This is a genomic window from Paenibacillus shunpengii, from assembly GCF_042684905.1.
Classification (GTDB): Bacteria; Bacillota; Bacilli; order Paenibacillales; family Paenibacillaceae; genus Paenibacillus; species Paenibacillus shunpengii.
The window spans coordinates 1,646,807-1,660,913 of record NZ_JBHUMJ010000002.1 but is presented as its reverse complement, the minus strand read 5'-3'; the positions used below and the strand labels follow the sequence as shown (position 1 = coordinate 1,660,913).

7 protein-coding genes are annotated in these 14,107 nt (G+C 46.6%); 1 reads left to right on the top strand and 6 read right to left on the bottom strand.

Annotated elements, in window-relative coordinates:
- Positions 1-47: 47 nt before the first annotated feature.
- From ACFSVM_RS07810 to ACFSVM_RS07795, 4 genes are all read right to left on the bottom strand, one after another.
- A complete protein-coding gene (locus tag ACFSVM_RS07810; protein ID WP_090722648.1) occupies positions 48-1,616 on the bottom strand; it encodes a YcdB/YcdC domain-containing protein in 1,569 nt (522 codons plus the stop codon).
- 130 nt (positions 1,617-1,746) lie between these two features.
- Positions 1,747-2,937, bottom strand: coding sequence for an MFS transporter (locus ACFSVM_RS07805; RefSeq protein ID WP_090722654.1), 1,191 nt, complete (start codon positions 2,935-2,937; stop codon positions 1,747-1,749).
- 36 nt (positions 2,938-2,973) lie between these two features.
- Positions 2,974-3,420 carry a MarR family winged helix-turn-helix transcriptional regulator gene (locus ACFSVM_RS07800; RefSeq protein WP_076310934.1) on the bottom strand — a complete coding sequence of 149 codons (447 nt, stop codon included), beginning with the start codon at positions 3,418-3,420 and terminating at the stop codon, positions 2,974-2,976.
- A 201-nt stretch (positions 3,421-3,621) separates the two neighbouring features.
- Positions 3,622-5,379, bottom strand: a complete 1,758-nt coding sequence (locus ACFSVM_RS07795; protein ID WP_256209526.1) for a glycoside hydrolase family 2 protein — start codon at positions 5,377-5,379, stop codon at positions 3,622-3,624.
- A gap of 174 nt (positions 5,380-5,553) precedes the next feature.
- On the opposite strand from ACFSVM_RS07795, the gene ACFSVM_RS07790 reads away from it, so the two are divergent.
- Positions 5,554-6,456, top strand: coding sequence for an ArsR/SmtB family transcription factor (locus ACFSVM_RS07790; RefSeq protein ID WP_090722660.1), 903 nt, complete (start codon positions 5,554-5,556; stop codon positions 6,454-6,456).
- Between the two features lie 228 nt (positions 6,457-6,684).
- On the opposite strand, the gene ACFSVM_RS07785 is transcribed toward ACFSVM_RS07790, so the two are convergent.
- Both ACFSVM_RS07785 and ACFSVM_RS07780 read right to left on the bottom strand, forming a co-directional pair.
- Positions 6,685-6,879 carry an MbtH family protein gene (locus tag ACFSVM_RS07785; RefSeq protein ID WP_076310937.1) on the bottom strand — a complete coding sequence of 65 codons (195 nt, stop codon included), beginning with the start codon at positions 6,877-6,879 and terminating at the stop codon, positions 6,685-6,687.
- Between the two features lie 16 nt (positions 6,880-6,895).
- A complete protein-coding gene (locus tag ACFSVM_RS07780) occupies positions 6,896-14,062 on the bottom strand; it encodes an amino acid adenylation domain-containing protein (RefSeq protein WP_143042073.1) in 7,167 nt (2,388 codons plus the stop codon).
- Positions 14,063-14,107: the final 45 nt, after the last annotated feature.

Sequence of the window (14,107 nt, the reverse complement as noted above, 5' to 3'; positions counted from 1 at the left end):
GCCAGTACCTAAGAATCATAATTCCGGCACTGGCGGACCTTTTTATCTTATTCTTTTCTATAGATCCATTCACCTGAGTTCGCATCTATATATACAGAACGTGAATGCAGTAGCCCTGCCTCGCTCTTATACCTCACCACAGGTTCATATACAAGCTTGTATTCCTTCTCTCCCGTAGACGCCGTATGTAAGAACCATTTCAGCTGTACATCCATCTTCTGGCTATATCTTTGATACGCTGCCTCTGCCGTAAGCTTCGGTTGATGCTCCAAGGACATTAACTCCGTTATCAAATGTGGACTTAACCCCCGGTAGCTGCTAATTCGTCCATTGCTTGTATTCACAACGACCATAACTTGCTCGTAAGCAACCGGAATACCAGACATAAATAAAGGGTAGAAGAAAAATTGCTTTTTTCTCGGCTCCTCATTCTCCAGGCCGCTATCCATTTCTCTTTGCAAAAAAGCCCCATACTCTGGAAAAACGTCTGCGAGAAACCGCTCGGCGATCTCCCTGCAAGCTGACCTGCTAAGCGTCTCCTGCGCTGTCTCCGTATCCCCTTCCTGTTCAGTTGCATGAAATGATAGAAGACGGCTTGTATTTTTATCGATTGCAAGCTTGCACGAATAAAGCATCCGGTCGAATATATTTCCCCATTTTCGTTTAACGTAGGCTTCTGCCTGAAGCGGGTTTGATACTTGATTACCGTATTGATCCATGTCCTTATTCTGGTTCCTTAATGTATATAAACAGCGGATCTCTCCTTCTTCTTCCTTCATTTCTTCCCGCTCAAAAATGGAGAAATCTATCCCTAAACGTTCCTCCCACTTCTTCAGCACGGAATCTATTGAATCAGACACAGTCTCGAATTGAAGTTTCAGTTCAGCGAAGGATTCATCACCTGCTTGTACCATAGGCTCACTTCTAGGCAATCTGAAATGATCTTTATCGAATAGATCCTCACCCGTAATTGCACAGATGATTTGTCGTTCAGGAACCGTGGTGTATACAAGTCTAAATGCGGAGACTGAACCTTGGTAATCATATAGCGTGGAATAAAAATGTTGGATTCTTAGCTCCATGTCAACTGTGCTCAACAGGTTTGCTCTAATCATGTCGGGTTCGATCACCTCATGCGGCCATTGAGGGAGTGATCCGGAATTAGGCTTATGACCTTCAAATCTAAATCTGAATAATTCCATGTCTCTGGTAAAAATGAACTCGCAACCCGTATGAGGGAGTGGAAGACCTCCGATCTGCAGTCTATAATCCACCTTCACTTTATCCTCTATATATTTCATTTCGTAGAACATATAACGATCCGGTTCTTGTAAGTACTGCTCCAACATTTTCTGCGCCCTATCCCTTATACTTCTATCAGAAGGTGAGCTTATCGAAGAGAGTTCTGCTTCTCTGTAAATTTGCAGTCTCAAGAGTTCCTTGCTGTGAAGATCCAAATCGATCTCAATGGTTTCCTCTGCATTGTCAGGATTCTCCCACACAAATACGCGTTGCAGCGGATTCTCCTTCGGTAAACTATCTTCCATGACCAATGCGTAATGCCCCGGTGGCTCAGCATACTTCTCAGCAAGCCTGCGCATATGATCGTAGTCCACTTATCATTCCCCCTTTATTCGATTGTACAAAAAATCATGAAAAAAAACAGACCGTCCCGACATGAATCGGAACGATCTGTTCTGCATAGCTCTACACCCGTTCTACACCAGGACTCGCATCAACCGCGCATCAGCCTCTAATCCTTACATCTCGTCTTGCCCGAAGTGCAAGGATAAAGCACAGGAATAAAATAAGGCTTGCTGATATATACGGAAAGTTAATATTGATATCAAATAGGAATCCGGCGATCGCCGGTCCGAGTACGTTACCCATACTCGTAAATGCCGAGTTAAGTCCAGCAATATAGCCCTGCTGCTCCATTGCCATCTTGGACATCTGGGTACTCAGCGTCGGTCTCAATATATCCATGGATAAAAATACGATAAAAGTAACGACGAGGATGAGCCAGTAGTTGTGCACGAACAGCGTCAAGATAATGAACAGTCCGGCAGCAAACAAACAGACGGCTACCACGTTCTTCTCTCCGAATTTATTTAGAATCCAGCTAAAGATCGTGACCTGCACCACTGCACCAGCTATTGAGCCAAATGTAATAATAATGGCAATATCCCGTGTCGTAAATCCAAACTTCTCATCGACGAACAAGCTGAATACCGTTTCATAATTGGCAAGTCCAAACGAAGCAACGAACACAATAATGAGTGCCAGGAAGTAGGGCTCACGATAAGAATAGCGCAGTTGAGTGAACAGACGTTGACTCGGAAGCTTTACGACCTCCTCCTCATTCTCCGTGCTGCGCTTGGATTCAGGCAGAACCAGCAGCGTAATGACCGCTGCCACCACACCTGCTGCAGCTGCTGCATAGAAAGGAACCCGGACACCATATTCGGCCAGAAATCCACCAATCCCTGGACCAATAATAAATCCGGTCGTTATGGCCGCATTAATATATCCCATTCCCTTGGCCCGCTCTTCACCAGAAGTAACATCCGCCGTGTAGGCCATGACAGCAGGCATAATCAATGCAGCCCCAATACCTCCCAGAAATCTGGCGAGAAAGAGAAATAATGCCGTATTCGACATTCCAAACATAAGCTCAGATATGGCAAAAATGATCATCCCAATAATAATAATTTTCTTGCGTCCAAGTGCATCGGACATCCTGCCTGCTAGCGGCGAGAACAAGAACTGGGTCATTGAAAAGGCGGCTACGAGCAGCCCAACAATGCTTCCGGTCATGGATAGCTCCTTCATGAAGGTCGGCATGACCGGAACGACGAGTCCTATTCCTGTGAAAACGATAAATATATTAAGCATCAACAGGAGAATCGCTCCCCTGTTTCTTAACATCAGTGACATGTGTCTTAAGTCCTCCGTCTATATTTCATCTGTAGATTACATCTCTAGTTTGCTCTTCTTAATAATCCTATTGATCTCTTCCATCGTTTCTGTCATTTGAATCAGTTTGGGCAGATCAATCTTTGAGTAATATTTGTCAATCATCACCCGGTCAATATCAGCCAGCTTGGCAATAAAGGATTCTCCTCTCTCCGCAAGCACGATAAAGGATTCTCTTCGGTTATCCGGGTTCACCCTCTTCAGTATCATCTCTTCCTGCTCGAGCTTGGTCAGCACCTGACTGACGGCACTTTTGGTAATATCAAAAGCATGCGAGATTTCGCTCGTTGTAATTCGCTCATGCTTGGATATGTAAATGAGAATGACTTCCTGCTGAGAAGTCAGGTGATAATCATCTAAATCCTTCACTTCTTTTGTAATTAAAACATTAAACTCATCGAGCACCTGATTCATCCGTGTAACCACCTGGATATAATCGTTCATGTATTTAATATCAGCCCCTTTGCGGAGGATTTGGCTAACTTCCTCTTATGATTAAAAATTAACGTCACCGGTACAGTTTAGTTCAGTTAACTAAACTGTACTAAACCAATATAGAGACACTTTAGAAGCTTGTCAATGAATATTGATGTTATCGTACTATAAACCGGATGATCACGATGGATCATCCGGTTATCACACTTGCTACGCTTTTCCCAGCACAATAGCTTTAATCGTCTCCAGAGGCAGCTTAGGTACCCGATCATAGGTAAGTAGTCCATTGATCTCTTGCTCCACATCCGTAAGCTGTGTATAACAGAAGCCCTGCACTACACTTGAACGATGCAGCGGATCAATGACAGCCTGAAGGCGGGCCGCATAATCATCATCATTTTCTGCACCAGAGTATCCCCAGCCCTCCCACTCACTTTTCTTATATGCAATGCCTCCAAATTCACTGATTAGAACGGGCTGTCCTTCATAAGGGAATCCCGTTACCGCCAGCTCCCGATTAGAAGGTCTTGAAGCCAGTACATGATCGATGGTCCGATAACGCTCTTCCAATACTTCTTTACGCCATTCGTAATCATGAATATTAAACAGATCCGTCTTCGTCATTTCCCAGCCGTCATTGGAGACAACCGGTCTCGTCGGATCCAGAGATTTGGTCAGATAATACATCGCCAGCGCATGATATTGCTGCTGCTTATCTACCCATATATTCGGGACCCCCCAGCTCTCATTCAAAGGAACCCAGCCAATGATTGAAGGGTGATTATAGTCTCTCTCGATCGATTCCTGCCATTCCTTCGTAAATCGCTCTACGTATTGCTCTGAGAATTCATAAGCATTCGCCGCTTCACTATAGACGAGAAGTCCAAGCTTGTCGCACCAGTATAGGTATCTTGGATCTTCCAGCTTCTGATGCTTCCGTGCGCCGTTGAAGCCCATGACTTTGGTTAATTCAACATCCTGTTTAATCGCAGCATCGCTTGGAGGCGTAAGATTTCCATCAGGAAAGTAGCCTTGGTCCAGAACCAATCGTTGAAAGTACGGCCTGTTGTTCAGACACAGCTGTCCGTTCTCTATTGAAATCTTCCTCATTCCGAAGTAGCTCTCCACCTGATCTAATACGCTTCCATCCTGAAGCAGCTCGAAGGTCACATCGTACAAATTCGGATTCTCCGGTGTCCACCATCCGCCTAATCCATGATCATTAAAGTCATGAAGCTGTATGGATCTGGTTTCACTGGCTGCAGTGACAAGGCACTGATCCTCTGCAATCAGCTTGCCTTTGAATTCGATACGAGTCTTGAGGTATTGCCGTGTCTTCGTCTCATAACCTTCGATAAACGCTTTGATCTCAATCTGCTTCCGATCAATATCCGGGGTCATACGTACTTTGGCAATGTAAGAAGAAGCTACTGGCTCCAGCCAAACCGTCTGCCAAATGCCGGTGGTACGTGTATAAAAAATGCTCGCTGAATCCTGCAGCCAATACTGTTTCCCACGCGGAAGCGTTACATCTGTGCTGTAATCCTGTGCACGAACGACCACTTCATTCTTCCCATCTTGTATAAAAGGTGTAATATCTGCGCTAAACGGTGTATGTCCTCCGGAGTGTGTCATCGCCAAATTTCCGTTAACCCACACAGAAGCCTCATAATCCACGGCGCCGAAATGCAAAATGATGCGTTTCCCTTTATACTTTTCAGGCACCTGAAATGACCTGCGATACCATACTAGATCATAAAAATCGGGCTCAGCTATTCCGCTCAGCTTGCTCTGATAAGCAAATGGAACCTGAATCCGCTTGGAGTACTCTTCCTGCCTCTGCCACCACTGATCCTGGTCACCCTTCCCGTGATCATCAAATTCAAACTCCCATTCTCCATTAAGATTGAGCCATTCCTTACGTACGAACTGAGGTCTTGGATAATCATTTCTATAAACTTCTGACATGGTCTCTGCCTCCATTTTGTTAATTTAAAAATTAATTTAAATAATCTGAAGGAAACTTTATACATGCAAAATTATGCACCCAATGTATGAAAACGTCAACAATAAGTTGAATGATTAACTTTTAAGTTATATAATCTCATACAAAACGATATCGATGTAAAGGATAAACGACAAATGAATATTCGTGTAACTTCAGAGCATTTTCATTTTCTTGAAGCGTTTACTTCTGAGACCAGAGTTAAGATAATTGAAATACTGAATGAAAAGCCTAGAAATATTAAAGATATGGCCGCTGAGCTGTCGCTATCGTCAGCGATGATCACCAAGCATATTCAGAAGCTTGAAGAGGCCGGAATTGTGGGTACCGAAAGCTTGTCCGGAGCACGTGGCAGGCAGAAGATATGCCGGCTTATCCAGGACTCAGTCACCCTGCAGTTCACCTCACCGGTTAGTACAGATCGCAGCGGTTACTCGGTCAGTATTCCTATAGGCCAATATACTCGCTATCAAGTCAACCCAACCTGTGGGCTGGCCTCCGAGAGCGGCCTTATAGGTATGATGGACGATCCGCGCTATTTTGCCGATCCTGAACATGTAAAAGCGAAGCATTTATGGTTTGGCAGCGGTTATGTTGAATATTCCATTCCCAATTATTTAGTAGGAGATCAAGTGATCAAGAGCCTCAGTATCACACTTGAGATTTGTTCGGAAGCCCCTGGATATAATGAAGACTGGCCATCAGATATTACTTTTTATATTAACGATACCGAGCTTGGCACTTGGACTTGTCCTGGAGACTACGGTCATGCGCCTGGTGTATTCACTCCTGGATGGTGGACGCTCGGAACACAACACGGCTTGTTAAAAACCTTGATGCTCCGAGCAGAAGGAACCTTCCTGGATGGGATTCGGCTGTCTGATCGGACTGCAAAGCAGCTAAATGTTAGAAAAGGAGATGACATCCGTCTTCGGATCGAGTGCAAATCGAGCTCCGAGCACCCCGGCGGAATCAGTTTGTTCGGATCCGGATTTGGCAATTACAATCAGGATATTGATATTCATGTCTTATATGAGTGACAAATAAGCAGCAGAGCCTATGATTGTTCATCATAAAGCCCTGCTGCTTTTTCGATGTTGCTTATAATTTAAGATGGTTTATATCTTGTTTTACGCAGAAATCTTGTTTTGTCATTAAGTTCTATTGCAGTGTCTTTCGTTTTCTCTTTCTGATTGGTCTCTCCACTTCGTTTCTATCTATTATCTTATCTTTCTATTCATTCTACTATCTCACACTTTTAGCTCCGTTTATCGGAGGCTCTTGGGACGCATATCTGTCCAATGTACTTCGATATAATTCTGGCATGCCAGCTTATTATCTGTACCATACACGATCGTCCACCCTGGCGGCACATCGATCGTTTCCGGCCACATGGAGTACTGCTCCTCATCGTTGATCAGCACAACAAAGCTGCCATTTTCATTGTCAAAAGGATTTGCCATGATTCTTTCCTCCTCATTAGACATATACTCTATTCCTGTGCGCTAATCGCTCTGCGATAATACGCCCGATTTCTTCCAGTGGTCCCGCCTGGCACATGTCCTTATGTCTGCAATTCAGATCGTATTGTTCCATTGCTCCGCCGATATAAGGCTCCCAGGTCTCTGGAGCAATCGGATCGAACCAATCTGGGATGATCGTTGATTTAAAGAACAGAAGATCCCCATTGTAACGGCCAGGAACGTAGGATCCGAGTATACGCACAGAATTGACATACGTATCTTTCAGGTTGTGCAGCGTCTCCTCCGATAGACTGGCAAGTGCGCTTCCATCCCTTTGAAGAATTTTAAACGCCAGCTCCAGAGATAACGATTGATCTTCCAGATCATCTGGGTCATACCCTCCCAAAGCGAGCAGTGCTGTTAAGGCTTCTTCCTCGCTTGGACCTGTTCCGAGCGGCAAGAAATGTCCCGGATACGCGTCCAGCATAATCAGTATATCAACCTCTTCACCTTGAGCTTCTAACTGGACCGCAATCGCATGAGCAACGTTTCCTCCGAGTGACCAGCCGAGCAGACGATATGGGCCGCTTGGCTGTACCTCGCGGATATGCTCGATATAATCTGCTGCCATCTCCTCAATGGATCCAGGCAGCAGCTCCTTCCTCCCAATACCTCTGGCCTGCAATCCATAGATCGGCACACTTGAAGGAAGTGTCTTCATGAGTCCTGCGTAACACCAGCTGAGTCCACCGGCTGGGTGAACACAGAACAGAGCAGATTCCCCACCACTCTTTCTGAGCGGCAGCAGAACATTTAGCGCACTAAGTGAATCTCCCGCTTCCATTCTGTCGCTCAGCTTCGCTACCGTTGGTGCCTCGAACAGATTGCCGATTCCAAGCTGAACCCCAAGTGCATCATGAATTCGACTCATCAGCTTAACTGCGAGGAGGGAATGTCCTCCGAGATCGAAGAAGCCATCATCTATGCCTACTCTGGATAAGCCTAACACCTCGGCAAACAGCTCACATAATAGCTCTTCCTGTGGATTCCGCGGTCCACGGGTTCCCACCAGATGACCGTAATCCGGTGCAGGCAGTGCCTTTTTATCAAGCTTGCCATTTGCTGTGAGCGGCAGCCGATCCAGGATGACAAAAGCGCTCGGAATCATATATTCCGGTAATACAGCTCCAAGCGAACGTCTCAGCTCCATCGTATCCGGCATCTCTTCATTACTAGCTACGATATAGGCAACCAAGCGTTTGTCACCGATTTGATCCTCTCGGACCACAACAGCGGTCTGCAGCGCAGAAGAATGCTCAGCAATTACGGTTTCGATCTCGCCAAGCTCAATTCGGAAGCCGCGTATCTTCACCTGATGGTCGGCACGGCCAATGTAATCCAGATTCCCATCCATAGTCCAGCGAGCAAGGTCTCCGGTCCGGTACATAACTTCTCCAGGCTTACCATATGGATCAGCGATGAATCGTTCTGCTGTTAATCCCGGTCTCCCCAAATAACCTCTGGCAAGACCGGACCCTGCTACATACATTTCCCCTGTAATTCCCCAAGGAACAGGCTGGAGATAATCATCAAGCACATACAGCTTCAGGTCGGATATCGGTTCACCAATTAAGCTGCTCTGCGCTCTCGTCTCGGCTGCTTCCTGACTCAGAGGATTAAATGTCACGTGTACGGTCGTTTCCGTAATGCCATACATATTCACGAGTAGTGGGGCTTGTTCAGTGTACCGGCTATACCATGATTTGAGACGACCCAGCTCCAGTGCCTCTCCACCAAAGATCACATATCGCAAATTCAAATCCGCGGCTGTACCACCCTGCTCTTGATCCGCCTGCATCAATGAATAGAACGCAGATGGGGTCTGATTCAGCACCGTAACCTGTTCCTCAATCAGCAGCTGATGGAATTCAGCAGGCGTTCTCGTTACGGAATGAGGAACAATGACAAGCCGTCCACCATACAGCAAAGCCCCCCAGATTTCCCACACGGAGAAATCAAACGCATAGGAATGGAACAATGTCCATACATCACTTTCATTGAAGGAGTAAGATTCATCCGTCGCTTTGAATAAACGTACAACATTTTGATGAGGGATCATGACCCCTTTCGGTTTGCCTGTAGACCCTGATGTATAAATAATATAAGCAGTATTCGCTGGTCTCAGTGGTACGGGCATATCATCCTCCCCAGGGTTATGGATGGACAACGTACCCAGCAAATCCTTAATAGATTCATCGTCCATAACAATCTGTGGAATCCCATCCAAGCCGGGAATATGAGACATCACATCCGAATGAGTGATGATGCTTACAGGTGCAGCGTCTTCAATCATATAAGATAACCGGTCCTGCGGGTATTCCGGATCTAGTGGCAAATAGGCGCCTCCGGATTTAATAACCGCCAGAATTCCAATAATCATGGATAAGGATCTAGGAAGAGCAAGAGCTACAATCTTCTCGGGTCCGACACCTTGATGTATGAGCAAATGTGCCAGCTGATTCGCCTGTGTGTTCAGCTCTTCATAGGTAAGACTTTTCCCTTCATAAGTAATCACGGTATTATTGCCTGATCTTGCCGTCTGCTGCTCAAACCATTCCTTGATGGTCATTTTTGAAATTTCAGGAGCAGCCGGGGTACCCAGCTCAAGCATAAGCTGTCTTTCGGATACATCCAGCATAGACAGTCGCTCGATCGGCAGATCTGGATCTGCTGCTGCGGATTCAAGCAATTTTATATACCAACTCGCCAAGCATTCCACCGTTTCCTCGTCATACAAGGCTTTATTATATTCAAACCAGCCGTGAATTCCGTTTGAAGCTCCTTCGTTAGTTCGGTGTTCACGAAGCTCCAGCGTTAGATCAAATTTGGCTGATCCGGTATTCATAATCTCTACCTTGGTGCTAAGATTTGGAATGTAAAGAACTGGATCCGGTGTATTTTGGAAAGCAAACATCAATTGGAATAGCGGATGTCTACCGCTTACCCGATTCGGATTCAAGTGTTCAACGAGCTGTTCAAACGGTATATCCTGATTCTCAAATGCCATCAGATCAGATCTGCGCACTCTGTCCACGAGCTCTCTGAATGTTGGATTCCCCGAAGTGTCCGAGCGAAGCACCAGATTGTTAATGAACATACCGATCATATTCGTCAGCTGATCATCGTTACGACCGGCAATTGGGCTTCCGATTGGAATATCATATCCTGCACCGAGACGAGTAAGCAGAGCCGCAAGTCCGGAATGAAGCACCATGAACAGGCTGCTCTTCGTGTCTTTGGCCAGTTTAGAGAGCTGATCATGAAGCTCGGCTCCTACCTCAAGCCTCACGATTCCTGCTGCATTACTGTGATCGGATACCCGTGGACGATTGCGAATCAGCTCCAGCTCCTCCGGCAGACCTGCAAGCTGTTCTTTCCAATAATCGAGCTGCTCTGTCAGCGGATTGCCATCTTCCTGCTTGCGCCCGTTAAACCACTCTTCCTGCCATGCGGCATAATCCGCATATTGAAGCGGCAGCGGCGCAAACGCAGGTGCTTGTCCCGTCGTTCTTGATTGATACGCCTCGGACAGATCGTTTAATAAGGGGTTCAGTGACCAGCCGTCACATGCGATATGATGCAGGAGCAGGACAAGCACATATTGATTAGAATTCAGAACGAACAATTCTGCCCGGACCGGCACCTCTGTCTCAATCTGAAACGAATACTTGACCGCCTCATCAATTCTCGTGCACAGCTCCATCTCATCAATCTGGCTGATCTCAAATCGAGGTCTCCTCTCTCCCTCAGATAAAACGAGCTGTCTGGCACTGCCGTGATGTTCAGGATATAAGGTATGCAGCGCTTCATGCCGATTCGTTACATCATAAAAAGCCTGCTCTAGTGCCGCTATATCCAGCTCACCGGTCATTTCTATCACTGCCGGAATGTTATAGGTTGGCATGGGACCTTCCAGCAAATGCTGAAACCAGATGCGTTTCTGAGCAAAAGACAGCGGGATTACCTCTGGTCGTTCCGCAAGCTGAATAGACGGACGTGATCTCTCAGCTGTCGTCAGCTTTTTGGCCAGCTTGGCTACGGTCGGTGCTTCAAACAAATGTACGATCGAAATATCCTTATCAAACACATCCCGAATTCGAAGCAGAAGCCGTCCTGCTAGAAGGGAATGGCCGCCAAGATCGAAGAAGCTGTCATCAATTCCCACTCTCGGAAGCTTCAATATTTCTGCAAAGAGTTCAGCCAGCATGCCCTCCTGCGGGGTCCGTGGAAGTCTCGAACCAGCTTCAGCAGAGAAATCAGGCGCAGGCAGTGCTTTACGATCCAGCTTCGCATTGGGCGTTAACGGAAGCTCCTCCATGAAGACGACAGCAGATGGCACCATATATTCAGGCAGCTGCTCACTAGCATAGGCACGTAGATCACTAGAATTCAGCTGTCCTCCTGCATCAGCTACAACATAAGCGACCAGCCGCTGCTCACCGGAGGCATCACCTCTCACAACGACAGCAGATTTGAGTACAGCATTATGACTCATGAGTACGGATTCGATTTCTCCAAGCTCTATGCGATAGCCTCTGATTTTGAGCTGATGATCACTTCGGCCAATATAAGCGATTGTCCCGTCTGACTGCCACCTGGCGAGATCTCCGGTTTGATACATTCTTGATCCAGGTTCTCCGTATGGATTCGCGATAAATCGTTCGGCAGTGAGTCCCGGGCGATTCAGATAGCCTCTAGCCAGGCCATCGCCTGCAATGTACAGATCACCGGCAATTCCTGGTGGAACGGGCTCAAGTCTCGAGTCAAGAATATACATTTGTGTATTTCTAATGGGACTGCCTATGACAGGTGCCTGTCCTCTCCGCTCATGAAGCAGCGCTGCAGAGGACCAGATGGTCGTCTCTGTAGGTCCGTATAGATTCACGACTTCACAATTAAGCTCGTTGAAGCGCTCGAAGAGCTCTTTTGTCAGGGCTTCCCCTCCTACCAGTACCTTGATACCTGTAATCTGATCCGGACAGCTTAACACCAGAGACTGCCATAATGTTGGTGTTGCTTGCATCATTGTCATACCTGATACAGAAGCGAGTCTTGAGAATGCTTCAGGGTCCTGGACTGTTCTTTTGGGAGCTATAATCACTTCTGCCCCATGTAGAAGTGGAAGAAACAGCTCGAGAACCGCAATGTCAAACGATACCGTTGTTACCGCTAGCAGGCGATCAGAGGAGTTCACCTTGAGCAATTCCTGCATGGCGATGAGGAAATTACTGACTCCGCCTCGAGTGACAACGACACCCTTTGGTTTACCCGTTGAACCGGAAGTATAGATGACATATGCCGGATGCTCGGAAGATAGGGACTCAGCTACTACCTTCTCATGCGCTGTGAATGGATTCCCTGAGGATGCAGACAGCTCTGCAGCAAACAAGGAATCATCCACCACAAGCAAGGAGAGCTGCTCCGGAATAAAGGCTCTTTCTTTCATTTCATGCTCAGTGATCAACAAGAGTGGTTTAGAATCGAGAAGCATGTATTCCAGCCGTTCATCCGGAAATTCTGGGTCCAGAGGCAAGTATGCAGCGCCGGACTTGAGAACCGCCAGCATGGATACGACCATATCCACGGATCTGTTCAGCAGGATGGCTACTTTTTCTTCCGGTCCTGCTCCCTTCTTGATCAGCAGCCTTGCGAGTCGATTCACTCGAATACTTAACTCACGATAGGTTACTAATTCGTTGTTATAGGTAATTGCTGTATGATCAGGTGTTTTATCTGCCTGCTCTTCAAACCACGCTATAACGTGCTTCACATCTTTCACAGAGTCCTTTGTTCTGTTCCATTGATACACTACAAGTTCTTTCTCCTCAGGAAGGAGGACCTCTGTATGCAGGAAATAGTCATCCTGACGATGGCTCGCCAGACTTTCAATATAGGCGCTCAGCCTGAGCAGATGCTGATTAATTTCCTCCTTACTATACAGCTGTGGGTTAGCATCGATATCAAATCTCAGCTTTTTCCCATCCGCCGATCCGTATATGTTAAATGTCAAATTCTCCACAGGTCCAGCAGCCAGATTGTAAACAAGGCCTGTCGTTCCCCCGCCCCATTTCAATGTGGATTCAAAGGGCATAATATTAATGATTGGACCATATAAGTTCTGAGCTTTTAGATTAAGCTTCAAGTCGCGCCTTAACTCCTCATGCCGATAGCTTTGGTGCTTTCGTATTTCCCTCATACGAGAAGCTGTCTGCTGAATCAATGCTGTGAAAGAATGACCTTCCTGCAATTGCAAGTGAAGCGGAACCACATTCATTACTGTACTGGGAACAGACAGAGCTCCAGAACCCGTTCGGTTCATCATGGGCAGTCCAAACACGATGTCCTGTGAACCCGTCAGACGGTGCATATAGGCGGCGATGGCAGCAACGATAACTTCACTCCATACCGATCCACTGTTTTTGGAGGCTCGCTGAAGACTGTCGCAGCAGGATTCTGTCAGGTACAAGCTTTCACGAAAAAAAGAATCCGCTTGCCCCGATGCCGCTGCTTCCTGAGCTAGACTAGGAATTTCAATCCCATCCTTGTACTTTGACAGCCAAAAATTTCGGTCAGCGGCTTTTTCCTCAGAAGTCCTGTAGGCATTCTCCATTTGAAGAATGGAAGATATTGAACCGAATTTGCTCGGCATCGGCTGTTCGTTCTGAGCCAGTGCAGCGTAGATCTGGGCTGCTCTTCTTAGAAGCAGCGTTACGCCAAATCCATCAATTGCGATGTGATGCACACGTTGATACCAATAATAGCGGTCTTTACCCAGCTTAAACAGTGCTTCGGCAAAGATAAGATCGCTTCTCAGGTCTACAGGCGTCCTCAGGTCCATCTGCATCCAATTCAGTGCCGACTGCTCAGGATTGGAAAGATGACTGACATCAATGATCTCTAGATCCCATTTCATATCCGTACGGATAAACTGATAAGGTCCTTCTTCTCCTTCTTCAAAGGTCACGGTTAACGTACCCGATTCCTCTACCATCTGCCGAACTGCCATCTCAAACCTGACCTCATCAAGAGGTCCCTGAATTTCAATGTATTCCGCCGTATTATAAATCGGATTATCCGGATCAAGCTGCTGAGCATACCATATCCCCGCTTGCGCTTCCGTCATCGGAATCCTGTTACTTGAATTCGTTCCAACCGTCAACTCCATCCC

Coding starts and splice junctions, on each gene's coding strand:
- ACFSVM_RS07805 (WP_090722654.1), bottom strand. CDS start 2,937: ATGTCACTGATGTTAAGAAACAGGGGAGCGATTCTCCTGTTGATGCTT.
- ACFSVM_RS07800 (WP_076310934.1), bottom strand. CDS start 3,420: ATGAACGATTATATCCAGGTGGTTACACGGATGAATCAGGTGCTCGAT.
- ACFSVM_RS07795 (WP_256209526.1), bottom strand. CDS start 5,379: ATGTCAGAAGTTTATAGAAATGATTATCCAAGACCTCAGTTCGTACGT.
- ACFSVM_RS07790 (WP_090722660.1), top strand. CDS start 5,554: ATGAATATTCGTGTAACTTCAGAGCATTTTCATTTTCTTGAAGCGTTT.
- ACFSVM_RS07785 (WP_076310937.1), bottom strand. CDS start 6,879: ATGGCAAATCCTTTTGACAATGAAAATGGCAGCTTTGTTGTGCTGATC.
- ACFSVM_RS07780 (WP_143042073.1), bottom strand. CDS start 14,062: ATGACGGAAGCGCAAGCGGGGATATGGTATGCTCAGCAGCTTGATCCG.